Annotated in this window: 15 protein-coding genes; 8 read left to right on the top strand and 7 right to left on the bottom strand. The window is 69.6% G+C overall.

Going from position 1 to position 23545, the window contains the following annotated elements; genetic code table 11:
* Positions 1-35: 35 nt before the first annotated feature.
* The 3 genes from AC3WOE_RS20970 to AC3WOE_RS20960 are packed head-to-tail and all read right to left on the bottom strand — an operon-like array spanning position 36 to position 7332.
* On the bottom strand, positions 36-965 hold the full coding sequence (locus AC3WOE_RS20970; protein ID WP_492693201.1) for an alpha/beta hydrolase: 930 nt from the start codon (positions 963-965) through the stop codon (positions 36-38).
* Complete coding sequence (locus tag AC3WOE_RS20965) at positions 962-3583, bottom strand: glycoside hydrolase family 3 C-terminal domain-containing protein (RefSeq protein WP_492693199.1); 2622 nt, start codon at positions 3581-3583, stop codon at positions 962-964. The genes AC3WOE_RS20970 and AC3WOE_RS20965 overlap by 4 nt, the downstream gene beginning before the upstream one ends.
* A 14-nt stretch (positions 3584-3597) precedes the next feature.
* Positions 3598-7332 (bottom strand): glycosyl hydrolase family 8, encoded by a 3735-nt coding sequence (locus tag AC3WOE_RS20960; protein ID WP_492693198.1) that lies wholly within the window; start codon positions 7330-7332, stop codon positions 3598-3600.
* A 159-nt stretch (positions 7333-7491) separates the two neighbouring features.
* Between AC3WOE_RS20960 and AC3WOE_RS20955 the strand changes: the two genes are divergently transcribed.
* Positions 7492-9099, top strand: a complete 1608-nt coding sequence (locus tag AC3WOE_RS20955; RefSeq protein WP_492693197.1) for a glycoside hydrolase family 43 protein — start codon at positions 7492-7494, stop codon at positions 9097-9099.
* A complete protein-coding gene (locus tag AC3WOE_RS20950) occupies positions 9096-10106 on the top strand; it encodes an aldose epimerase family protein (protein WP_492693196.1) in 1011 nt (336 codons plus the stop codon). Before AC3WOE_RS20955 ends, AC3WOE_RS20950 begins: the two co-directional genes overlap by 4 nt.
* Here the strand turns inward: AC3WOE_RS20950 and galB are convergent.
* Complete coding sequence (gene galB, locus AC3WOE_RS20945) at positions 10093-12867, bottom strand: beta-galactosidase GalB (RefSeq protein WP_492693195.1); 2775 nt, start codon at positions 12865-12867, stop codon at positions 10093-10095. The two genes, AC3WOE_RS20950 and galB, sit on opposite strands and share 14 nt — an antisense overlap.
* Before the next feature lie 47 nt (positions 12868-12914).
* Here galB and AC3WOE_RS20940 point away from each other — a divergent pair, with 47 nt between their 5' ends.
* From AC3WOE_RS20940 to AC3WOE_RS20930, 3 genes are all read left to right on the top strand, one after another.
* Entirely contained in the window at positions 12915-14339 is a 1425-nt protein-coding gene (locus AC3WOE_RS20940; RefSeq protein WP_492693193.1) for an aldehyde dehydrogenase (NADP(+)), read from the top strand.
* Positions 14336-16066 carry an L-arabinonate dehydratase gene (gene araD, locus AC3WOE_RS20935; RefSeq protein WP_492693191.1) on the top strand — a complete coding sequence of 577 codons (1731 nt, stop codon included), beginning with the start codon at positions 14336-14338 and terminating at the stop codon, positions 16064-16066. The genes AC3WOE_RS20940 and araD overlap by 4 nt, the downstream gene beginning before the upstream one ends.
* A 109-nt stretch (positions 16067-16175) precedes the next feature.
* Complete coding sequence (locus tag AC3WOE_RS20930; protein WP_492693190.1) at positions 16176-16886, top strand: ribonuclease activity regulator RraA; 711 nt, start codon at positions 16176-16178, stop codon at positions 16884-16886.
* Here the strand turns inward: AC3WOE_RS20930 and AC3WOE_RS20925 are convergent.
* From AC3WOE_RS20925 to AC3WOE_RS20915, 3 genes are all read right to left on the bottom strand, one after another.
* Positions 16873-18135 (bottom strand): GDSL-type esterase/lipase family protein, encoded by a 1263-nt coding sequence (locus AC3WOE_RS20925; RefSeq protein WP_492693188.1) that lies wholly within the window; start codon positions 18133-18135, stop codon positions 16873-16875. The genes AC3WOE_RS20930 and AC3WOE_RS20925 overlap by 14 nt on opposite strands.
* A gap of 104 nt (positions 18136-18239) precedes the next feature.
* The gene (locus tag AC3WOE_RS20920) at positions 18240-18437 is read right to left on the bottom strand and encodes a hypothetical protein (protein WP_492693186.1); all 198 of its coding nucleotides are present in this window, start codon (positions 18435-18437) and stop codon (positions 18240-18242) included.
* A gap of 204 nt (positions 18438-18641) precedes the next feature.
* The gene (locus tag AC3WOE_RS20915) at positions 18642-18854 is read right to left on the bottom strand and encodes a hypothetical protein (RefSeq protein WP_492693184.1); all 213 of its coding nucleotides are present in this window, start codon (positions 18852-18854) and stop codon (positions 18642-18644) included.
* A gap of 281 nt (positions 18855-19135) precedes the next feature.
* Here AC3WOE_RS20915 and AC3WOE_RS20910 point away from each other — a divergent pair, with 281 nt between their 5' ends.
* Genes AC3WOE_RS20910 through AC3WOE_RS20900 form a run of 3 tightly spaced genes read left to right on the top strand, consistent with a single transcriptional unit; the run spans position 19136 to position 23543 of the window.
* A complete protein-coding gene (locus AC3WOE_RS20910) occupies positions 19136-19954 on the top strand; it encodes a universal stress protein (protein ID WP_492693182.1) in 819 nt (272 codons plus the stop codon).
* A 5-nt stretch (positions 19955-19959) separates the two neighbouring features.
* Positions 19960-20985 (top strand): S1C family serine protease, encoded by a 1026-nt coding sequence (locus AC3WOE_RS20905; protein ID WP_492693181.1) that lies wholly within the window; start codon positions 19960-19962, stop codon positions 20983-20985.
* Positions 20982-23543, top strand: a complete 2562-nt coding sequence (locus AC3WOE_RS20900) for a cation-translocating P-type ATPase (RefSeq protein WP_492693179.1) — start codon at positions 20982-20984, stop codon at positions 23541-23543. The genes AC3WOE_RS20905 and AC3WOE_RS20900 overlap by 4 nt, the downstream gene beginning before the upstream one ends.
* Positions 23544-23545: the final 2 nt, after the last annotated feature.

The following is a 23545-nucleotide window of genomic DNA, read 5'->3' as shown; positions in this document are numbered from 1 at the left end:
TCAGGGCGGCCGGGGCCAGCCGCTCTGCTGCCGCGTCAGGGCGCGGCCTTGGCCGCCAGCCAGCCGTTCACGTCCATCCAGTGCATGAAGACCGGGAACCAGCCGTTGGCGGTGTTGCCCGGATAGCCCAGGCCGAAGCCATGGCCGCCGTTCTGGTAGAGATGGAACTCCACCGGCCGCCCGGCGTCGAACCAGGACTTGACGACGCCGAACTGGCCGCGGAACAGGAAGTCGTCGCTGGCGATGGCGTTGAACATCGGCGGCGCGCCCTTGGGCACGTCGACCGGCCCCATGCCGCCGTAGATCGGGGCGATGAAGGCCAGCTTCATGGTCTTGGAGTTCAGCGTGGCGTGCAGGGTCAGGCCCGCGCCGGCCGAGAAGCCCATCATGCCCAGCCGGCTGGGGTCGACGCCCCAGGTCTTGGCCCGTGACAGGATGAGGGCATAGGCGGCCTCGGCGTCGGCGAGCTGGTTGGACAGGTCGGGGTTCAGCGGCGGCGGCTTGCCGCCCTCGCCGGCGGCCGCGAACAGGCGATTCATCGAGTCCTGCAGGCCCTCCAGCGAATCCGGCGTCGGGATCAGCCTGTACTTGAGCACGAAGGCGGCGACGCCGCGGTCGGCCAGGGCCTGGGCAACCTTCCAGCCCTCGTTGTTGATCGACAGCCAGCGAAAGCCGCCACCCGGCACCACCAGGACCGCGGCGCCATTGGCCTTGCCCGGCGCGGGCAGGAAGGGCGTGAGCGTGGCGGCACTGACATTGCGCACCATGGGCTCGCCCCACTGGCGGAACCAGCCTTCGGCGGCGGGCTGCTTGTCGACGCCGCCCGTGCCGAGCGGGATGGCGTTGGGCTCGGGCGGCGCCTGCAGCGGGTAGATGCGGCCATCCTGGGCCCGGACGCCCGCGGCGCTGGCCAGCAGCAGGGCCAGGGAGATCAGCGTGGTGCGAAGGGATGTGATGGTTTTCATCGTGGCAGCAGGGTTTGTTGTTCCAAGGAAAACTCGGCGCTCACGACCGGAGCGCCGGTGTCGGGCTGGCCGCCGCCGACGCTGAGGCGGTAGCCGCCGGGCATCAGCTGGCGCACGCCGTCGCGGTCGACGAAGCTGAGGTCGCGCGCATCCAGGCTGTAGCTGAGCTCGCGCCTCTCGCCGGCCTTCAGGTGCAGGCGCTGGAAGCCGCGCAGCGCTAGGCGCGGGCCGCCCTCGAAACGCGGCGGCAGCAGATAGAGCTGGGCGACCTCGTCGCCGTCGCGCTGGCTGGTGTTGGTGACGGCGGTGCGCACCCGCAGCCGCGTCTGCAGGCCGTCTTCCTGCACCTCGACGGTGGCCGGCTCGTAGCGGAAGCTCGAATAGCTCAGCCCGTGGCCGAAGGGGTAGACCACCTCGCCGCCGAAGAAGCGATAGGTGCGACCCGCCATGCGGTAGTCGTCGAAGGGCGGCAGGTCGGCCGCGCTGCGATAGAAGCTGACCGGCAGGCGCCCGCCCGGGTTGGCCGCGCCGCCCAGCACCTGGGCAATGGCCTGGCCGCCGCCCTCGCCGGGATACCAGGCCTGCACGATGGCGGCCGCATTCGCCTTGGCCCAGGACAGGTCGATGGCGCTGCCGCTCAGGTTCACGACCACCAGCGGCTTGCCGAGTTGGGCCGCGGCCTGCAGATAGGCGCGCTGGTCGGCCGGCAGGTCCAGCTTGGTGCGGTCGCCGCCCGAGAAGCCGTCGATCTTGACGGGCATCTCTTCGCCCTCGAGGTCGGAGGTCAGGCCCATGACGGCCACGACCACGTCGACCTTCGCCACGCCCGCGCGCAGCTCCGCCAGCGGCTGGCTCGACACGCGCTTCCACACCAGGGCTGGCGGCGCGCTGCCGCCCGACTCGGCCTCGAAGCGCAGCGCGACGCGCTCGCCCTTCTTCAGCTGCAGCGGCACCAGGGCCACCGGCTCGGCCCATTGCGTCGCACGCCTGGCCAGGCTGACGTCGCGGCCGCCGACGCGCACCTCGCCCTTGATGCCGGCCACGCCAAGCCGGTAGCTGCCGCTGTCGGGTGCGACCAGGAAGCCAGTCCAGACGGTGCGCGTCACCTCGCCCGCCTCGGCGAAGTCCCGCGGGCGTGAGTCGAGCTGGGCCACGCCGTGGCTGGCGAAGGCCTTGGCCTGGAATCGGCGCTTGCCGGCGTCCTTGGGCGAGCCGGTCTCCAGGTTGAAATAGCTGGCGCGCAGCCCCGGGCTGCCGTCGGGCGCGACGAACGCGCTGGCCGGCACCGGGTCACCGTCGGTGATGGAGGCGCCGAAGGGCAGCAGCTGGACCTGGCTGGCCGGGAATTGCTGGCGCAGACCTTCGAAGACCGTCTGCGTCGGCCCGGTCTGGCCCGAGGAATAGTTGCCTCGCATCACACGGCGCGCATCGGCCAGCGGGCCGACGACGGCAATGCGGGCCGTGGCCGGCAGCGGCAGCAGGCCATCGTTCTTCAACAGCACCAGGCTCTCGACCGCGGCCTTCAGCGCGAGGGCGCGATGCTCGGCCGAGTTGATCGTCTCGGCCGCGGGGAAGCTGCGCTCGCCCAGGCCCGGCAGGTCACCGTTGCGCAGCCGCGCCGAGAACAGTCGCACGAGGGCGTTGTCGATGTCGGCCTCCCGCAGCAAGCCGCGCTGCAGGGCCTGCTTGTAGCGCTCGCCCAGGCCCGGCGTGTGCGACAGGGTCGCGACATTGCACTCGTTGTCCATGCCGGCCTTGAGCGCCGCGGCGGCACCCGCAGCGGCATCGACGGCGTATTTGTGGTGGGCGCTGATGTCGATGACCGCGTCGCAGTCCGACACCACATAGCCCTTGAACTGCCAGTCCTGGCGCAGCGTCTTCACCAGCAGGCTCTGGCTGGCACAGGCCGGCTCGCCGTTGATGCGGTTGTACGCGCACATGATGGAACCGGCCTGGGCGTCGACGATGGCGGCGCGGAAGGCCGGCAGATAGGTGTCCTCCAGGTCCTGGGCCGAGACCCAGACGTCCACCGAGTGGCGCGTCGACTCCGGTCCGCTGTGCACGGCGAAGTGCTTGGGGCTGGCGATGACCTGGGGCAGGGATGCATCCGGCCCCTGCATGCCGCGCACGAAGGACTTGGCCAGGCTGCCGGTCAGGAAGGGATCCTCGCCGTAGGTCTCCTGGCCCCGCCCCCAGCGCGGGTCGCGGAAGATGTTGATGTTGGGCGACCAGGTGTCCAGCGAGCCGCCGATGCGGTTGGGGTTGTCCTTGCCGCGGCCCAGCGCGTAGACGGCCCTCACCTCGGTGCTGATGGCGGCGGCCACGTCCTGCATCAACCGGTCATTGAAGCTGGCGGCCAGCCCGATCGGTTGAGGGAAGTTGGTCGTCGCGCCGGGACCGAAGGCGCCGTGCAGCGACTCCGTCCACCAGTTGTAGGCCGGGATGCCCAGGCGCGGGATGGCGGGCGCGCCGTTGAGCAGTTGCTCGGCCTTCTCGTCCAGCGTCAGCTGCGACACGATGCGGCGGGCCTGGCCTTCGGCATCGGCAGCCGGCGCCGCGGAGGCCGGGCCGGCAAAGGCCAGGCAGCCGGCGAGGCCGAGCGTCAACAAGGTCTTCATGTTTGTCTCCCTTTTCACCATACTTTGAAGCGGCCCGTCACATGCAGCAGACCCATGAACTGCAGCAGGCCGTCGTAGTAGCGCCATTGGCCAGACGGCGGCTCCAAGGCCCAGATGTCGTTGACGAAGCGCTCGGCCAGCGCCTTGTCGACGAGCAGGGCCGCCACCGCATTGCTGGCCATCAGCCCTTTGGACGCTTCGTCGTTCAAGGGCTTGCCGTCCAGCGTGTAGAGATGGGGATAGGGCTTGCCGTTCTTGCCCTGTGAGGCGAAGAAGGCGAGCAGCCTGCGGCTCAGGCCGGCCGCGTCGGGGTTCTTGTCCCACCAGGCCTGGTCGACGCTCCAGTTCACCGCGGTGCGGAAGGCGTCGTAGCGGAAGTCCTCGTGGCCCTCGTGCTTGTGGGGGCGGCCGTCGAACTCGGCGTAGTCGGGCGTCAGGCCCGTCTTGGGATGCGCGGCAACCGAGAAATAGGCGCGGCTGATGTCGGCGATCTCGGCCCAGCGCTTGCGGTCCTCGGGCTTGGCGGCGCGACGGGCCCAGATCTCGTAGAAGGCCGGCAGGTGGTAGGACGGGTCGCTGAAGTCGGCGGCCTCGCCAATGGGCACGAAGACGACCTGACCACGGTCGGGCGAGAACATGGAGCGCACGCCGGCGACGATGCCACCGTTCAGGGTCTCCTTGTGCAGCATGGTGCTGAGCAGGGCCTGGGCCTGGGCGTTGTAGTCGTAGAGGCCCTGGCCATTGCCCCAGCGACCGGCGGCCATCAACAGGGCGGTGGCGAAATAGGCCTCGCCGTCGGACGCGGGCACGGCATCCTTGTCGCAACCCTTGGGCTGGCACTGCCAGCGGAAGTAGCCGGCGCGCGGCCCGGCGCGGTAGCGCATGTGCGTGGCGGCCCAGTTCCACAGCGCATCGAACTCGGCCTTGCGGCCCATCTGCACGGCAATCATCATCCCGTAGGACATGCCCTCGCTGCGCACGTCGGCGTTGTTGACGTCCAGCACATAGGCGGCCGGGCCATCGGGTGTGGCTGCGGCGGGGTAGACGACACGGTGCTCGGCATCGCCATCGAACAGCGACTTCCAGTAGCCGGCCAGCTTGGCGTCGATGGCAGCCTCGCTGACGTCGGGGCGAATCTCGCGCAGCAGGTTGCGGTAGTTGCCGGTGATGGCCGCGCCGCGCGGCGCGACGTTGATGCTTTGCAGCGGCGCCAGCACCAGCCTCTGCAGCACGGCGTTGTCATCCAGGCGCCAGACCTTGATGACGTGGCGGCCGGCTTGCAAGCCCTTGAACGAGCCCCTCAGCACAAAGTCGTTGTCCTTGACGGCCTGGGCCCAGTCCTTCTCGGCGCGCGCCAGCTCGGGGCCGGCAGTGGGCACGAGATTGAGCTTGAGTTCCTGCACGGCCTGGTCGTCGATGCCGACGGCCAGGCGAATGCCGCCGCCGTTGCGCGTATCCAGCGTCGGCACCATGTGCAGGCTGAGCAGCATGTCGCCGGCCTGGGTCGTGTCGACGTCGTACTCCAGCCGCACACCGTCGGCCAGCGTCGTCGACGCGCGGCCCTGCGGCAAGGCCGTCACCGCGCCCAGGCCAGCGCCGAGATTGGGAATGGCCGTCCAGGTCAGGCCCTGGCCATTGACGGCGCGGCTGAAGCGCGGGGCTTCAATAGTGATGGCCTTGGAAGCGACCGGTGCGCCGAGGTCCAGCTGACGCTGCACCTCGGCCGCATCCGCACTGCCGGCCACACGCCGCACGGCCGGCATGATGTTCTTGTCCGGCTGCTGCCAGCTCGTGTAGCCGATATGGGTCTGCAGCATCATGCCGGCCCACTTGCCGCCGGCGATGGTGTGGTACTGGTCGGCAATCGCCTGGTCGCGTTGGAAGGCCGCTTCGGTGCGGTCGGCGAAGACATTGGCGCGTGCGTCACCGGCCTTGGCCAGACGGTGGTTCCAGGCCGCCGCGTAGTGCAGGCGGTAGAGGTTGGCCATGGCCAGCACCGGGTGCTCGACGAGCTGGAAATAGGCGTCGAGCTGGTCGGGCCGCAGCGCTGGCTTGAGCTTGGCGACACGCGCCTCCAAGGCTTCCCACTCGGCCACGCGCCGGCCGAAGTCGCCGCCGTCCAGCGCATCCGCCGAAGCGCCGCCGAGCGGGAAGCTGGTGGGGTCGACCAGCTCGGGCTTGCGCCGCGCCGCGTACTGGCTGTAGCGCGTGACCAGCTCGCCGATCTCCGCCGCTTGGGGCCCGCCGAAGGTCTGCGCCGCCCAGTCCTTCGGGTAGGCCGCCAGCGCCGCCGGCGTCATGGCCTTGGGCGACCAGGCCATGTCGAGGAAGAAGCTGATCGGAAATTCCATCGGCTTGATGTCGCCGACGTTGACGATCCACAGCGCATCGGCACCGCGCTCGTGCGCGAGATCCATCTGCTGCCAGGTCTTCTCGATCTGGTTGGTGTTGAGCCACTTGTAGTTGCGCGGCCCGCCGACATAGTCGAAGTGGTAGTAGACGCCGTAGCCCCCCTTGCGCTTGGCGTCGGTTGTCGGCAGCCGGCGGATCTGGCCCCAGTTGTCGTCGCAGAACAGCAGCAGCACGTCGTCGGGCACCTGCATGCCCTTGTCGTAATAGTCCTGCACCTCCTTGTAGAGGGCCCACATCTGCGGCGTTTCCGATGCCGGCTTGCGCGTCACGTCGGCCAGGATCTGGCGCTGGTCCTTGACGATGCCTTCGAGCAGGCTGATGGCCGTGCCCTCGCTCATGGGCTCGTCGCCATCGCCGCGCATGCCGACGGTGACGAGGCTGTCGAAGGCGCCGCCATCGGGCCGGCCCATCATGCGCTGGGCGCCACCACGCCAGAACTCGCGCAGCTTCTCGCCGTTCTTGGCGTAGTCCCACGCCCCACCCTTGGCCCGTGCCCACTCATCGTGGGCACGCATCATGGGCTCGTGGTGGGAGGTGCCCATGACGATGCCCATCTCATCGGCCAGGGCCATGTTCCTCGAGTCGTCGGCGCCAAAGGCGCGCGGCTGCCACATGGCCGGCCACAGATAGTTGCCGCGCAGGCGCAGGATCAGCTCGAAGACGTGTTCGTAGAAGGCCGCATTGGTGCCGCCGAACCTGGACTGCGCCCAGGTCGACAGCGCTGGTGCCTCGTCGTTGATGAAGATGCCGCGGTACTTGACGCCGGGCTGGTCGCTGCGCGTGCCGGCGGCAAGGAAAACATTGGCCTGCTTGCGCACCGGCACATCGGCCCACCAGGCCCAGGGGCTGACACCGATGCGGGCGGACACGTCGTAGGTGCCGAAGACGGCACCGCGCCGGTCCGCGCCGGCGATGACGAGGGCACGCGCAACGCCCGGCCAAGGCTGGTCGACCACCGTCTGGCGATACGCCTCCCACTGCCCCTTGAGGTCGTCGAGCTTCAGCTTGCGGCGGGCGACGAGGTCATCGAGCACGGCACTGCGGCCCAGCTCGGCGATGACGACGACTTCGCCGCGCGCGTCGGCAATGCGGTTCAGCAGCGCCGCCGGCTTGCCCGACACGCGCTCCAGGTCGGCCGCAAAATTGCGACTCGCATGCCTGAGCGCTGGATCGGCGCCAGCGTCCACATAGACGGCCGCTGGCTGCCCCGCCTTCACCAGGGCGAGGCCCCGACCGGGGTCGCGCGCGCAGACTGACACCGGCGTGTCGCAGGCCTGGGCGGCCAGCGTGTGGCCAACGGTCCCCAGCAGGACGAGGAACTTCGCGAGCCCTTGCATGCTTGTTTGTCTCCGCGACAGGCACTGCCGGCCGGCCGCTTTAATGGTTACGCAATCAGAAAGGTTTGCCCTGAGTGCGAAGAATCTGGTTTTGAATTATGGTAGCGCAATCTTTTTGCCTGTCTGCAGGGGTTGACCCGCTGCCGAGACGCCGTATCCATGATCCGCAACCCCGTGCTGCCCGGCTTCAACCCGGACCCAAGCTTCTGCCGCGTCGGTGACGACTTCTACATCGCGACCTCCACCTTCGAGTGGTATCCGGGCGTGCAGATCCACCACTCGCGCGACCTCGTCAACTGGACGCTGGTGGGCCGGCCGCTGAACCGCAAGAGCCAGCTCGACCTGCGCGGCAACCCCGACTCCTGTGGCGTCTGGGCACCCTGCCTGTCGTATGCCGATGGCCAGTTCTGGCTGGTCTACACCGACGTCAAGCGCTTCGAAGGCAACTTCAAGGATGCGCACAACTACATCGTCACGGCGCCCAGCATCGAAGGGCCGTGGAGCGACCCTGTCTATGTGAACTCCTCGGGTTTCGATCCGTCGCTCTTCCACGACGACGATGGCCGCAAGTGGTTCCTCAACATGGTCTGGAACCACCGCACCGGCTCCATCGGCGGCCAGCCCAAGGCGCCGGCCTTCGACGGCATCCTGCTGCAGGAATGGGACGCCGAGAAGCGCAAGCTCGTCGGCCCCATCACCAAGATCTACAAGGGCACGTCGCTGGGCCTCGTCGAGGGCCCCCACCTCTTCAAGCGCAAGGGCTGGTACTACCTGATCACGGCCGAAGGCGGCACGGGCTACAGCCATGCGGTGACGATGGCGCGCTCACGCCAGCTGCTCGGGCCCTACGAAACCCACCCCCACCAGCATGTCGTCAGCAGCAAGGACGCGCCCGAAGCGCCGCTGCAACGCGCCGGCCACGGGCAGGTCGTCGAACTGATCGACGGCAGCACCTATCTCGCCCACCTTTGCGGCCGCCCCCTGCCGGGCACGCTGCGTTCGCCCCGGGGCCGCGAGACGGCCATTCAGAAATGCGTCTGGGGCGACGACGACTGGCTCTATCTCGAGCATGGCGGCATGGTGCCGGCCGTGGACGTGGCAGCACCGGTCGCTGGCGTCGAGCCCAAGCCGCGTGCGGCGGTGCGCCGCAGCTTTGTCGACTGCCCCGCACTGCCACCCGAGTTCCAGTGGCTGCGCACGCCCGAGCCCGAGCGTCTGTTCCGGCTGACCGGCGGCGCGCTGCGCCTGACGGGCCGCGAGTCGGTGGGCAGTTGGTTCGAGCAAAGCCTGGTGGCACGACGCCAGGAGGACGCGAGCTTTCGCGCCGAGACCACGCTCTCGAGCTTCTCGCCCGACACCTATCAGCAGGCGGCTGGCCTCACCCACTACTACAACCGCCACAAATTCCATGCCCTGGTGGCGACCTGGCAGGACGGCATCGGCCGCGTGCTGAGCCTGCTGTCCTGTGCGGGCGACTGGCCCGACAACCGGCTGCAGTTCCCGCTGGTGGAGCCCATCAAGCTGCCGGACATCGGCCCGGTGCGCCTGGCCGCCGACGTCAACGGCGCGGCCCTGCAGTTCTTCGCCGACTGGGGCCTGGGCTGGCAGCCCGTCGGCCCGGTGCTGGACGCCAGCGTCATCTCCGACGAAGGCGGCCGCGGCGAACATGGCAGCTTCACCGGTGCCTTTGTCGGCATGCTGGCCTTCGACACCAGCGGTGGTGCGCGCACGGCCGATTTCGAGCGCTTCGACTACCTGCCGAAATGAAGGCACAGGTCTTCCGTCTTGGCACGGCCGGTGGCCTGCAAATCGAGGTCAGCAACTACGGCGCGCGCTGGCTGTCGTGCCTGGTTCCCATGCCCGACGGCAGCGTGCGCGAGGCCATCCTGGGCCATGCGACGCTGGCCGACCACGCGCGCGAGCCGGGCTTCTTCGGCGCCGTCGTCGGTCGCTATGCCAACCGCATCGGCGGCTCGGCCTTCACCCTCGACGGCCATGAATATCGGCTGGTTGCCAATGAAGGCGTCAACCAGCTGCACGGCGGACCCGAGGGCTTTGACCGCCGCACCTGGACCGTCGTCGACCACGGCCCCCTGCATCTGCGCCTGGCCCTGCATTCGCCGGACGGCGACCAGGGCTACCCGGGCAATGTGGACGCCGAGGTCGAGTACCGCGTCGACCCGGCGGGCTCGGCCGTCGCGCTGCGCTTCGGTGCGCGCACCTCGGCGCCCTGCCCCGTCAACCTGACCAGCCACCCGTATTTCAATCTCGATGGCGGCACGGCACCCGTCCTCGGCCACCGGCTCCATGTCGCGGCCGGCCATATGCTGCCCGTGCGGCCCGACATGATCCCGACCGGCGAGCTCGCCCCCGTCGACGGCAGCGCGTTCGATCTGCGCCCGGCGCGCCGCATCGGCGACGGCCTGGGCCGGGGTGAGCAGCAGCGCCTGGCGCACGGCTACGACCATTGCTTCGTGCTGGACGAGGCCGCCGCCCGCGGCGAGCTGGCCGCGGCAGAGCTGACGTCGACCGACGAGCGCCTGGCGATGCGGCTTTTCACGGACTACCCCGGCCTGCAGGTCTGCAGCGGCAACTTCGTGCAGAACTCGCGCGGCCGCGATGGCCAGCCCTTCGAACGCCATGCCGGCATCGCGCTGGAGCCGCAGTTCTTCCCCGATGCGCCCAACCATCCGGCCTGGCGCGAGCAGGGTTGCATCGTCAGGCCGGGCCAGCCGCTGTCGCGCTGGATGCGGCTGAAGTTCAAGGCACGCTAGTCGCGCCGAGCCGCAACTCGCCAGCCTTCAGGCCCTCGGCGTCGGCACGCAGCTTCAGGGCGCCCCCACGCCCACGCACGATGACCAGGGCCTGGCCGCTGAAGGCCATGCGGCTCGTCGATGGGAAGGGTTCGAAGCTGGTCGCATCGCCGTTGTCCGTGGCGACGATGTCGCCGTCGCCTTCAAGGCTGAAGCGGATGGGTGAAGCCGCCCGCGGCACGTTGCGCCCTTGGTCGTCGACGACGCGCACGGTGACGAAAGCCAGGTCATCGCCACCGGCGCGGATCACCGCCCGATCCGCCTCCAGCACCAACGCCGCAGCGTCGCCCACCGTGCTCACCGTCTGGGTCGCCCAAGGCTGGCCGCCGCGCCAGGTCACGACCTTGAGCTCGCCCGGTTCGTAGACCACCTCGTCCCAGCGCAGCCGGTATTCGAAGGCGCCCCTCTTGCGCCTTCCCTGCGAACGGCCGTTGACGAAGAGTTCGCCCTCGTCACCACTGGTGAACACGTGCACCGGCGTGACCTGGCCGACGCGCTCCGGCCAGGTCCAGTGCGGCAGGATGTGGGCCATGGGCAGGTCGGGCCGCCAGCGCGACTGGTAGAGCCAGTAGCGGTCCTTGGGAAAGCCGGCCAGGTCCACGACGCCCGAGTAGGACGAGCGCGAGTCGTAATAGGGCGTGGGCTCGCCGAGATAGTCGAAGCCGGTCCAGACGAACTCGCCGGCGACGAAGGGGTGACGGTCCAGAGCCGCGAAGACCTTGTCGGCGGAGGCGCCGAAGTCCACCGCATGCAGCTCGTACCCGCTGACCTGGCGCGCCACCGAGTCGCCACCGCGGCCGTCACGCGTGATCGAGCTGTTGGCCGGCGTGACCGGAAAGAGATAGACGCCGCGGCTGCTGAAGGCCGAGGCGGTCTCGCTGCTGAACACCGGCTTGTTCGGGAAGCGCTGGTGGAAGCTCGGGTACTGCGGCGGCGTGCGGATGCGGTCCGTGCCGTCGAACTCGGCGTCCTGGCGTATGCCCTCGCCCTGGTAGTTCAGGCCAATGGCGTCGACCTCGGCGGGCAGGGGCATGTCGGGCTTGGCGTAGTTCATCGCCGTCGTCGTCGGGCGGGTCGGGTCTTCCTCGCGGGCGATGGCGTGCAGCCGCCGCGCGACCGCCGCACCCGCCTCGCCGGTGTATTGCTCGCCCACCTCGTTGCCGAGGCTCCACATGACGATGGACGGGTGGTTGCGGTCGCGCCTGAGCATGGCGCGCAGGTCGGGCTCGTGCCAGTCCGGGAAGATCAGATGGAAGTCCAGCGGCGTCTTCTTGCGCTCCCAGGCGTCGAAGATCTCGTCGATGACGAGGAAGCCCATGCGGTCGGTCAACTCCAGCAACTCGGGCGCGGGCGGGTTGTGGGCCAGGCGGATGGCGTTGGCACCCATGGCCTGCAGGATCTCCAGCTGGCGTTCGGCGGCGCGGTAGTTGAATGCGGCACCGAGGGCGCCGAGGTCGTGGTGCTGGTTGACGCCCTGCAGTCGCACCGGCTGGCCGTTGACGTGCAGGCCTGTGTTCGGGTCCCAGCGCAGCTCGCGGATGCCGAAGCGGGTCTCGTAGCGATCGACGACGCGGCCCTCGCCTGACAGCGTCGTGCGGGCGAGATAGCGATGCGGTTGCTGATAGGGCGGCGGGCCCCAGAGGCGAGGCTTGAGGATGACGACGCAGGCCGTGGTGCTGGCCTGACCTCGAGCCGGCACGGTCAGGCCCTTGCGCGTGATGCGAGCCACGACCTGCCCACCGGGTGCGATGAACTCGGTCCGCACATCGACACGCGCCGGCTTGTCGCCATCGTTGTCGACATTCAGCTCGAGGCTCAGCTTCGCCCGGGCCGCCGACACCTCGGGCGTGCGCACGACGCTTCCCCAGTGGCCGACATGCAGCGCATCCGTCTTCGTCAACCACACGCTGCGGTACAAGCCCGCGCCCGGATACCAGCGCGCCGACTCCGGCGGGTTGTCCAGGCGGATGACGAGTTGGTTCACGCCGCCGGGCACCGCGTGCGGCGTCAGGTTCAAACGCCAGGAGTTGTAGCCATGGGGCCAGCCGCCGACGAGATGGCCATTGAGCCAGACCGTTGCATAGGCCATCGCGCCGTCGACATCGAGAAAGAGGGAACGGCCGCGATCACTCGCCGGAAGGCTGAGCTTGTTCCGGTACCAGACCGGCCCCCAGGTCTGCAGCCGGCCCATGCCGCCGTAAGGCCCCCGCTCCAGAAACGGTCCTGCGATGGCCCAGTCGTGCGGCAGCGTGACGGCGCGCCAGGCGCTGTCGTCAAAGCCGGCCTGCATGACGGGCAGATCGCCACCGGGGTCGCCCGCGGGGCGCAAATGGCGACGGGCGGGGTCGCGGATGAAGGCATTGCCGCTCGGCAATATCCAGGGCTTGAGAGCCGCTTCGCCACCGCCCTCGATTTGCTCCGCGGCTTGCGGCCGCGCGTCGGCCACCTGGCCGTCGGCCGACTGCCTGACCTCGGGCCTTCGGTCGTAGATCAGCGCGGCCGATGAGGCATCCGGATCACCGCGGCGAAACCGCCAGCCCGCGTCCAGGGCGATGCGCTCGCGCGGTGCGAGCTGCTCGCTCGCGCGATCCGGCAGCAGCCGCTGGGCCGACACCGGCAGGCAGAGCCCGCCCATCAGCAAGGCGATGCCAAGGCTGATGACCAGCGCTGGTGCGGTTGGCGCCTCTTTCTGGTGAAAACGCTGATCGCCTGGGGTCGTCATGCATTTATGATAGCGCTCCCATTTCAAGCATTTCGGTGGTCCTCTCCATGAACCTCACCGACAGCACCGCCGCCCAGGTCAGAGCGGCCTGCGCCGCGGCCGCCGCAGCCGCACCGGTCTATGCCCATCGGCCGGTCAAGCAACGCGCAGCGCTGTTGCGCGCCCTGGCCGACGCCCTGCTCGCCGCCCGCGAAACCCTGGTGCCCCTGGCCGATCGCGAGACCCGCCTCGGCGGCACGCGGCTGAACGGCGAACTGGACCGCACCGTCTTCCAGTTGCGCGGCTTCGCGACCCAGGTCGAGAACGGTGCGGCCCAACCGCTGCTTGACGATCCCGCCATTCCGGGCGCACCGCCGCTGGGCCGCCCGCGGCTGACGCGCATCGCCGTGCCGGTCGGGCCGGTGGCGATGTTCTCGGCCAGCAACTTCCCCTTTGCCTTCAGCGTGCTGGGCGGCGACACGGCCTCGGCCCTGGCCGCCGGCTGCCCCGTCGTCGTCAAGGCCCACCCCGGCCACCCCGCGCTGTCGCGTGCCGTCTTCGAACTCGCCGCCCAATGCCTGGCCGAGCTGATGCTGCCCGAGGGCGTGCTGCAACTGGTGCAGGGCGGCGGCACCGACGTGGGCCTGACCCTGGTGCGCGATCCCGACATCGAGGCCGTCGCCTTCACCGGCAGCCTGCGCGGCGGCCAGGCGCTGTGGCGCGAGGCGAATGCGCGGCCGCGCCCCATCCCGTTCTACGGCGAACTCGGCTCCATCAATCCCATCGTCGCCCTGCCCTCGGCGCTGCAGGCCCACGGCCCGGCACTGGCCACGTCCCTGGCCGGCAGCATCACCCTGGGCTGCGGTCAGTTCTGCACCAGCCCGGGCATCGTCATCGTGCGCGACGACGAACTGGGCCAGGCCTTTGTGCGCCAGCTCGCCGAAGGCTTGGCCGCGGCCACGCCGCACGCCATGCTGCATGCCGGCATCCGCGCCGGCTTCAACGCCGGCGTGGCCCGCCTGCATGGCCATGCAGCCGTGAAGACGCTGGTGGCCGCGCCCGCGGGTGGCGAGACGCCCGGCGCCCATCTGTTCTCGGTCGCTGCAGCGAGCTTCATTGCCGACGAGACTTTGCGCGAAGAAGTCTTCGGCCCGGCCTGCGTGATCGTCACCGTCCAGGACCTGGACGAGACCCTGGATGTGCTTGCCGCCGTCCAAGGCAGCCTGACCGTCACGCTGTGGGGCGTGGACGAAGACACACCGGACAACCATCGCCTTGTCGCCGCCGCCGAACGCATCGCTGGCCGCGTGTTGTTCAGCGGTGTGCCGACCGGCGTGGCGGTGACAGCCGCCCAGCAGCACGGCGGGCCGTGGCCATCGTCGACGAACGCCTCCAGCACCAGCGTAGGCTATGCAGCGTTGAGCCGCTTCCTGCGCCCGGTCGCGCTGCAGGACGCGCCAGGCTGGCTGATCCAGCACAGAGGGCAGGCATGACGAACAAGAACGCCGAGGACCTGCGCAGCGCGCGCTGGTTTGCCAAGGACGATTTCCGCTCCTTCGGCCACCGCAGCCGCGTGCTGCAGATGGGCTATGCCGGTGAGGACTTCATCGGCAAACCGGTCATCGCCATCGTCAACACCTGGAGCGATGCCAACCAGTGCCACACCCACTTCAAGCAGCGGGTGGAGGACGTCAAGCGCGGCATCCTGCAGGCGGGCGGCTGGCCGCTGGAGCTGCCGGCCATCTCCCTGAGCGAGAGCATGGTCAAGCCGACCTCCATGCTGTATCGCAACTTCCTGGCGATGGAGACCGAAGAGCTGCTGCGCAGCCATCCCGTCGACGGCGCCGTGCTGATGGGCGGCTGCGACAAGACCACGCCGGGCCTGCTGATGGGTGCCATCAGCATGGGCCTGCCCTGCATCTACCTGCCCGCGGGCCCCATGCTGCGCGGCAACTGGCGCGGCCAGGTGCTGGGCTCGGGCAGCGACGCCTTCAAGTACTGGGACGAGAGACGCGCCGGGCGCCTCTCCGACCAGGCCTGGGCCGAGATGGAAGCCGGCATCGCGCGCAGCCACGGCACCTGCATGACCATGGGCACGGCGGCCACCATGATGGGCATTGCGGAAGCCCTCGGCTTCACGCTGCCTGGCGCCAGCAGCATCCCCGCGCCGGACGCGAACCACATCCGCATGTCGGCCGAATGCGGTCGTCGCATCGTGCAGATGGTGTGGGACGACCTGACGCCAGCCAGGCTGCTCAGCCGCGGCAGCTTCGCCAACGCGATTGCCGTCGCCATGGCCATGGGCTGCAGCACCAACGCCATCATCCACCTCGTTGCCATCAGCCGCCGCGCGGGCCTGGCCGTCACGCTGGACGACTTCGACGCGGCCAGCCGTCATGTCGGTGTCATCGCCAACATCCGGCCCAGCGGCGACCGGTACCTGATGGAAGATTTTTTCTACGCCGGTGGCCTGCCGGCGCTGATGAACGTCATGCGCGGCAAGCTGGACTTGTCGGCACTCACCGTCAATGGCCGCACGCTGGCCGACAACATCGAAGGCGCCGAAGTCTTCAACGACGACGTCATCCGCCCGCTGGCCAACCCTATCTACGCCGAAGGTGCGCTGGCCGTGCTGCGCGGCAATCTCGCGCCGGACGGCGTCGTCATCAAGCCCAGCGCCGTCGCACCGCATCTGCTGCAGCACACCGGGCGAGCGCTGGTGTTCGACGACTATCCCAGCCTCAAGGCCGCCGTCGAAGACCCGGATCTCGACGTGACCGGTGACGACATCCTCGTGCTGCGCAACGCCGGCCCCAAAGGCGCCGGCATGCCCGAGTGGGGCATGCTGCCCATCCCGACCAAGCTGCTGAAGCAGGGCGTGACCGACATGCTGCGCCTGTCCGACGCGCGCATGAGCGGCACCAGCTACGGCGGCTGCCTGCTGCACTGCAGCCCCGAGGCCTTCATCGGCGGCCCGCTGGCCCTGGTCAAGACGGGCGACCGCATCAGCGTCGATGTGCCTGCCCGACGCATCCATCTCGAAGTCAGCGACGCGGAACTGGCCGCCCGCCGCGCCGCCTGGACACCGCCGCCGCCGCGCTACGAGCGCGGCTACGGCTGGATGTTCGGCCGCCACATCCTGCAAGCCCACGAGGGCTGCGACTTCGATTTCCTCGAAACCCAGTTCGGCGCTCCGGTGCCTGAACCCGTCATCTATTGAGCAAGCAATACAACACAGCCACAGAGACACAGAGGCACAGAGAAAGCACCATTGCCTCTGTGTCTCTGTGCCTCTGTGGCTGTGTTCCTCTTCTTAGATTGAAGGCGCCATGAATCCCGACACCAGACAAAAGCTGATGGGCGTCAGCACCGCGACGCTCTGCACCGCCCTGTTCAAGCGCGGCCTGCGCAACCAGTTCATCCAGGGTGTGCTGCCGCTGAACCCCGGCCTGCCCAACATGGTCGGTCCCGCCTACACGCTGCGCTACATCCCGGCGCGCGAGGACCTGAACGACATCAGCGTGTTCAAGGACCGCGCCCATCCGCAACGCAAGGCGGTTGAGGAATGCCCGGAAGGCGCGGTGCTCATCATCGACAGCCGCAAGGACGCGCGCGCCGCCTCGGCCGGCGGCATCCTGGTCGCGCGGCTGATGGTGCGCGGCGTGGCCGGCGTCGTCACCGATGGCGGCTTTCGCGACAGCCCCGACATCGCCAGGTACACGATGCCGGCCTACCACTCGCGGCCGAGCGCGCCGACCAACCTGACCCTGCACCAGGCCATCGCCATCAATGAGCCTGTCGGCTGCGGTGATGCGCCGGTCTTCCCCGGCGACATCGTGGTTGGCGATGCCGAGGGCGTCATCGTCATCCCGGCTCACCTGGCCGATGAAATCGCCGGCGAGGCCGTCGAGATGACGGTCTTCGAGGACTATGTGCAGGACAAGGTCATGGGCGGCCGCAGCGTGCTGGGCCTCTACCCGCCGACCGACGCCGACGTGGCCGCGGACTTCGCGGCCTGGCGGCAGCTCAAGGGGCGTTGAGGACCTTCGGGCACTTCCGGTCGAGCACCTCGACCGGGAAGGCCTCGGCCATCGCGCGATAGCCGGCGAGCGACGGATGCAGGCCGTCGTTGTCGACCTCGGCGCGCAGATAAGCCGGACGCGCCGGATCGCGCATCAGCGCGTCGAAGTCCACCAGCACATCGACGCGGCCCGGCTCGCGCAGCCAGGCATTCAACGCCTGCCGGTCGGCTTCGTTCTCGGCCTGGGGCGCGTAATAGCCGCTGCCCGAGTAGGGCATGACGGTGGAGGCGATCAGGCAGACACCGCGGGCCCGGGCGCGCGTGGCGAGATCGGTGAAGCCGCTCTTCAGCTCGGCCAGCAAGGCCGCGCGTGACTCCGGCGTCGTCGGCTTGCCACGGTGGCTGACGCCCAAGTCGTTGACGCCGATCAGCACGAAGGCATGGGTCACGCCGGTGCGTGCCAGCACATCGCGCTCAAAGCGCGACACCAGGTGGGGACCAAGACCGTCGCGCAGCAGGCGGCCGCCGCCAATGCCGGTGTTGACGACGACAGCCTCGCGCTTCTCGGCGACGAGGCGGCGCGATAGCAGATCCGTCCAGCGCTGGTAGCTGCCCGAGGGCACGCCATAGCCGTCGGTGATGGAGTCGCCCGTCGCGACCAGCACGGGCGCCGGCTTGGCGGCGCGCACATCGATGGCGGCGAGATGCCACCAACCTTCCTGGGCAATCGCATCGGGCCAGTCGGCCAGAACGACGCGGTTGCCTTCGACGGCCCAGCTGCGGATGCGCGAACCCGGGTGAACTGTGGCCACGCCCGGCCCGGCCTGCACATACATCTGCACGGCGAGGTCGGCCTGACGCGCCGCCGCGAAATCGATGGGGTCGCTCCAGAGTTCGCCGTGGGCTGGCACGGTCACCTCACGTCGACCGCCAAAGCTCAGCGGGCGCAAGCTGGAGGCGTTGACTGCAATGCCATCCGCCAGCGCCACGGTGACGGCACCGAGGGTCAGCGGTTCGGCGCCAAAGAGATTGCTGATGCGCACCCGCAGCGCCGGACCGGCGGCGTCGACGCGCACGATCTGCCGCAGGCTGACGTCGCGCATCGGCTGGCGCCATGGGGCTTGCGCGCTAGGCGGTGGTGCCTGCTCCAGCTGGGCGCTGGCCCAGGCCGCCAGCCAGCCGCTGTCGCTGCGCGGTGCGCTGGCGCATCCGACCAGCAGCAGGGTGGCGATGAACAGGTACAGCCTGGATGGGAGAGCGTTGCGCATTCAAAAATGGTATCGCAACCATTTTCGATGTCATCCGGACCATCCCCAGCCCTGCCGATCTGGAGGGCCTGCTCTGGCCCCTGCCCGCCAAGGGCTGATGAACTTCAGGGCGCGGGCCAGGTGCAACTGCCATTCGTGGCCTGCCGGTTGCTTTGAACGCCCACCGGCCTCGTCTTGCCCAGCTCGGCCGCACATTGCTCGACATAGACCTTGCTCGGATGCCAGGGCCCCGAGCAGAAACTGTCACTTTGCAGTGTGACCCGCGGGGTATAGATCACCCGCCACAACAGCACCTTGTCCATTTCAGCGACTTTGCTAACGTCCTGACGAAATGGTAGGAAGCGCGGCAGGCGGTGTCACTGCCACCAGTCAAGCGGCAGGCCACAACGCCGCTTTGTTCACGGAATTTGCCGAGGTGGGAAGGCCCACCGTATTGACATCTGTGGCGTCCCAGGTGATCCACCTACACGCCCTGTCAAGAACTCCCGGCTTGCTTCTTCAGCGCCTCATCGGCTAGCGCCGCTCGAGGCCTGTGCCAACCGCGTCGACCACAGGGGTTGCCGCGCCAGTTCAGCGGCCGTGGCGTCATCGGCCGTGACCGCATATTCGTTGCTGCTGCGCTCCACGAAGTAGGCCGAGCGGTAGCGTTGCAGCAGCCCCCCGAGGGCCTGGCGCGCCTGGCTGGGAGGGCCGTTGAAGGTGAGTGTCAGCGTGGTCATGGTCTGAGCTTTCGTCGAGTGCCGGCGAGTTGTTGCCGCCGGCCCTCCTTGAACGTCGGCCCGCCGGCCCGGTTGACCCCGGAAGTTGATACAGCATGTGAGCAGCCGCTCCACCCCGAGACCAATTGGCGACGACTTGATCAAGCGCAAGCCGCCACGCCGGCCCCCTCACTACGCTGCTGACCAGCACCACATCGCACCGCGTCGACGGGCCAGCCGTGCGGAGCCTTGCCTGAACAGCCCATCCACTTTGAGGACGTCACACCATGACTTACCGCAGCATGCTGGTGGCCCTGGACGCCAGGTCGACCAACGCATCACGAGCCGACATTGCCATCGCGCTGGCCAGGGATTTCGAAGCGCATCTGATCGGCCTCGCGCCGGTCGCACCGGTCACCCCCCAGGGTCTGCAAGCCGCCACGGCGATGTATGACTTCGTGTCTCGCGCCAGCGCCGAGATGCTGGACCAGGCGCGCGACCTTGCGCAGCGCTTCCACCAACGATGCGAAGCCGCCGGGCTGACGTCCTTCGAGGCGCTGGCCGACGAGACGCCGCTCCCCGGATCGCTGACCGGGCATGCCCAGTGCGCCGATCTGCTGGTCATGAGCCAGCCCGACCCCGCCGAGGCCGATCATCGCCAGCACCTGGCCGATCTTGAAGAGGTGCTGCTGTCCTGCGCGCGTCCGGTGCTCCTCCTCCCCTATGTGCAGCGCCAACCCATCCATGCGCGTCACGCCCTGCTGGCCTGGGACGGCAGCCGCCAGTCGGTGCGGGCGATGACCGACGCCCTGCCGCTCCTGCGTCGCGCCGAAAGCGTGGCGCTGATGCACTGGCGTCGCGAGGACGACGAGGCCCATCCCTCGGAGCGCCTCGCCTGCCTGCGGCAATGGCTCGCGTTCCAGGGTGTCGACGCCGAGATCCGGGAAGAGGTGACGTCGCTGGCGATCGGCGATGCCTTGCTGAACGCGGCGTCCGACCTGGGTTCGGACCTGGTCGTCATGGGCGCCTACGGCCATGCCCGCTGGGCCGAGAAACTCTTTGGCGGTGTTTCGAAGACGCTGCTGCAAACCATGACGGTGCCGGTGCTGATGTCGCATTGATCTTCATGCCCCGCGCCACCACCCCAGGGCCGGCATCGCCGGGCAGGCCCCCGCACAGGCGCATCCTGCAGGCGCTGCTCGCCGCCTGCCTCGCCATCGGCGCAGTCGCCGCCGACGCCGCCGGCCATGCACCATCCGGCCCCGCACCGGCAGGCTTCGCGGCGGCCTACCAGCGCGGCTCGGCCTGGGCCGTCGGCGTCTACATGTTCGTGGCTGGCGAAGAAGAGCCGCGCGTCGGCGCGGGCTTCTTCGTCGATGGCAACGGCAGCATCGCCACGGCAGCCCACCTGCTCGGCGAGGCGCAGCAGATCCTCATCGCCTTGCCCGACCGGCGGCTGCTGGTCGCGGAGCTGGAGGGGCGCGACGACGCCGCCGACATCGCCTTGCTGCGCATCACGGCGCCGACCCACATGCGCCCCGTGTTCGGCAGCTCGGGCCATCTGCGGGTGGGTGACTGGGTGCTGGCCGTCGGCGAACCTTTCGGCCTGGAGCACTCCATGTCGGCCGGCATCGTCAGCGGCAAGGACCGGCATTTCGGCGACGACGGCGAGCTGATGTTCATCCAGAGCGATGTCGCCCTCAACCCCGGCAACTCGGGCGGTCCCCTGCTGGACGCCACGGGCGCCATCGTGGGCATGAATGCCCGCACCATCGTCGGCCCCATCGGCACCCCAGGCGCCAGCCTGGCCATCCCGATCGACATCGTCCTGCAGATCATCGGCGAACTGCGCCGCGACGGCACGGCGCCGGCCCGGCCACGACTGGGCGCGCTGTTCGACGACGTGCCGCCGCTGACGGCCTGGTCGGCCGGACGCCGCGAAACGAGCGGCGCGCTGATCCTGTCGGTGCCCCGCAGCAGCCTGGCGGAGCAGCTGCAGCTGCGCGCCGGTGATATCGTGAAGACGATGAACGGCCGGCCCATCGACAGCAGCGCCGACCTGGTGATCGCCCTGCTGGCGTGGCGCAGCCTGGCCGACACCCGCATCGTCGTCTACCGAGGCGGCCGCGACGTCGCGCTGGTGCCGCCTTGAACGCGAAGGACACGGCGGCCGAGGCGGGCATCGAAACGGCGTGGCCCGGCCTCAGCGAGGAGGAAGCCAGGCGCCGCGCCGCCCGACACGGACCCAATGAATTGGCGGATCAGGAGCGGCACGGCTTCGCCAGCACACTCGCCGGCATCCTCACCGAACCCATGTTCCTGCTGCTGCTGGTGGCCGCGGCGGTCTACCTGCTGCTCGGCGACCTGAGCGAGGGCCTGCTGCTCGCCTGCTTCGCGCTCGTGACGGTCGGCCTGGTGATCTTCCAGGAACGTCGCAGCGAGCGCGCGCTGGACGCGCTGCGCGAGCTCGCCTCGCCCCAGGTGCGCGTGGTTCGCGAGGGCCGGAGCCGGCGCATGCCCGCTCGCGACCTGGTGCCGGGCGACGTTTTCTTGCTCGGCGAGGGCGAGCGCATCGCCGCCGACGGCGTGATCCGCGAGGGCGCGGGACTGGCGGTCGACGAGTCCCTGCTCAGTGGCGAGTCGGTCCCCGTGCGCAAGCAGATCGCGCCGTCTGGCGAAGTGACGGCGATGCAACCGCCCGGCGCCGACGGGTCCGCCTTCGTCTATGCCAGCACGCTGGCCGTGAGCGGCCATGCCGTGGTGGAGGTGGTGGCCACGGGACAGGCCACCCAGGTGGGCCGCATCGGCGCATCGCTGGCTGGCATCGAGACCGCGCCGACGCCCCTGCAGCAGCAGTTGCGTCGGCTGGTGCAGGCCCTCGGCGTTCTCGCCCTGCTGGCGAGCCTGGCCATCGTCGTCGGCTACGGCCTCGCACATGGCGAATGGATGCAGGGCCTGCTGTCGGGCATCGCACTCGGCATGGCCATGCTGCCGGAAGAATTCCCGATGGCCCTGACGGTCTTCCTCGCGCTGGGTGCCTGGCGCTTGGCGCGCGCGAAGGTGCTGGCCCGGCGCCCGGCGGTCATCGAAGCCCTCGGCGCCGCCACGATGCTGTGCGTCGACAAGACGGGCACCCTGACCGAGAACCGCATGCAGCTGAGCCGCCTCGTCGTGCCCGACGGCGCCGACATCAGCCTGCAGTCCACCGCCCCCCTGCCGCAAGCGGCACGCCGACTGCTGGAGTACGGCAGCCTTTCATCCCGGCGGGGCAGCACCGATCCGATGGACAGGGCCTTGCTGTCCGTCGGCGATTCAGCCCTGGCCGCCACCGCGCATCTCCATCCCGACTGGCGCCTGGTGCGGGAGTTCCCGGTCAGCCCGGAACTGCTGGCCCTGTCCCAGCAATGGACGGATCCGGACGGCATGACGCGCATCGCCACCAAGGGGGCACCGGAAGCCGTGTTCGGCCTGTGCCGCCTGCCCGCCGAGCGGGTCGAGCGGCTGCAGCGCCAGGTGCAACGACTCGCGGGCGAAGGCCTGCGCGTGCTGGCCGTGGCCCAGGGAGCTGCGCGCGCTGGCGCAGCCGTCGAACACCCACGCGACTGCGAGTTCGAGTTCCTGGGCCTGGTCGCCTTCCAGGACCCGCTGCGAGCCAGCGTGCCAGACGCCGTCGCGCGGGCCCGGCAGGCCGGCATCGGCGTTGCCATGATCACCGGCGACCACGCGGCGACGGCGCTGGCGATGGCCCGGCAGGCCGGCATCGACACCGAGGCCGGCACGCTGCTCGGCCGCGACATCGACGCGATGGACGACACGGCACTCGCCGACGCCGTGCGGCGGGTGCGGGTTTTCGCGCGCGTCATGCCGGAGCACAAGCTCAGGCTGGTGCTGGCGCTGCGCCGCAACGGCGAGGTCGTCGCCATGACCGGCGACGGCGTCAACGACGCTCCCGCGCTGAAGGCCGCGCACATCGGCATCGCGATGGGGGTGCGCGGCACCGACGTCGCACGGGAGGCCGCCGGCCTGGTGCTGCTGGACGAGGACTTCGGCCGCATCGTCGGCGGTGTGCGCATGGGCCGGCGCATCTTCGACAACCTCCGCAACGTCATGGTCTACATCACGGCCATCCACGTCCCCGTGGCGGGCCTGGCCCTGCTGCCGCTGCTGTTCGGCCTGCCCCCCTTGATGCTGCCGGCCCATGTCGTGCTCACCGAGATGGTCATCGATCCGGTCTGCTCGCTCGCCTTCGAGGGCGCGCCCGAGGCCGCCGGCCTGATGCAGCGCCCGCCACGGCGCGCCGACGACGGCATCGTCGGCTGGCCCATGCTCTGGCAGGGTCTGGTCCAGGGGATCTGCCTGCTGGCGGCCACGCTGGCCGTCTACGGGGTGGCCCTGCACGCCGGGCGGGACGGCGAGGTGGCGCGCACGCTGGCCGTGGTGGGTCTGACCGTGGGCAATCTGCTGCTGGTGGCCGCCAACCTCGCGGCGGGCACAGGGCCGCGCATGCTGACCCAGCCGGGCACGGGAGCCTTCTGGGGGGTCTGTGGCGCCGCATCGCTGGCATTGACCGGAGCGGTGGCGTGGCCGGCGGCCCGGCAAGTGCTGCACTTCGGCGTGCCGTCGCCAGCCGACCTCGCACTCGCCCTCGCCAGCGTCGCCGCCAGCGTCGTCGCCGGCGCCCTCATCAGCCGCCGCCTGCGCCGCGCCTAGCC

Source organism: Roseateles sp. FW305-36 (assembly GCF_058787015.1).
Note: the sequence above shows the minus strand (reverse complement) of the source record. Positions and strands in the feature narration are given on the sequence as shown.

Bases quoted from the DNA above. Each gene is read 5' to 3' on its own strand.
- AC3WOE_RS20960 (WP_492693198.1), bottom strand. From the start codon at position 7,332: ATGCAAGGGCTCGCGAAGTTCCTCGTCCTGCTGGGGACCGTTGGCCAC.
- AC3WOE_RS20950 (WP_492693196.1), top strand. From the start codon at position 9,096: ATGAAGGCACAGGTCTTCCGTCTTGGCACGGCCGGTGGCCTGCAAATC.
- AC3WOE_RS20905 (WP_492693181.1), top strand. From the start codon at position 19,960: ATGCCCCGCGCCACCACCCCAGGGCCGGCATCGCCGGGCAGGCCCCCG.
- galB (WP_492693195.1), bottom strand. From the start codon at position 12,867: ATGACGACCCCAGGCGATCAGCGTTTTCACCAGAAAGAGGCGCCAACC.
- AC3WOE_RS20915 (WP_492693184.1), bottom strand. From the start codon at position 18,854: ATGACCACGCTGACACTCACCTTCAACGGCCCTCCCAGCCAGGCGCGC.
- AC3WOE_RS20955 (WP_492693197.1), top strand. From the start codon at position 7,492: ATGATCCGCAACCCCGTGCTGCCCGGCTTCAACCCGGACCCAAGCTTC.
- AC3WOE_RS20970 (WP_492693201.1), bottom strand. From the start codon at position 965: ATGAAAACCATCACATCCCTTCGCACCACGCTGATCTCCCTGGCCCTG.
- AC3WOE_RS20910 (WP_492693182.1), top strand. From the start codon at position 19,136: ATGCTGGTGGCCCTGGACGCCAGGTCGACCAACGCATCACGAGCCGAC.
- AC3WOE_RS20965 (WP_492693199.1), bottom strand. From the start codon at position 3,583: ATGAAGACCTTGTTGACGCTCGGCCTCGCCGGCTGCCTGGCCTTTGCC.
- AC3WOE_RS20925 (WP_492693188.1), bottom strand. From the start codon at position 18,135: ATGCGCAACGCTCTCCCATCCAGGCTGTACCTGTTCATCGCCACCCTG.
- AC3WOE_RS20930 (WP_492693190.1), top strand. From the start codon at position 16,176: ATGAATCCCGACACCAGACAAAAGCTGATGGGCGTCAGCACCGCGACG.
- AC3WOE_RS20940 (WP_492693193.1), top strand. From the start codon at position 12,915: ATGAACCTCACCGACAGCACCGCCGCCCAGGTCAGAGCGGCCTGCGCC.
- AC3WOE_RS20920 (WP_492693186.1), bottom strand. From the start codon at position 18,437: ATGGACAAGGTGCTGTTGTGGCGGGTGATCTATACCCCGCGGGTCACA.
- araD (WP_492693191.1), top strand. From the start codon at position 14,336: ATGACGAACAAGAACGCCGAGGACCTGCGCAGCGCGCGCTGGTTTGCC.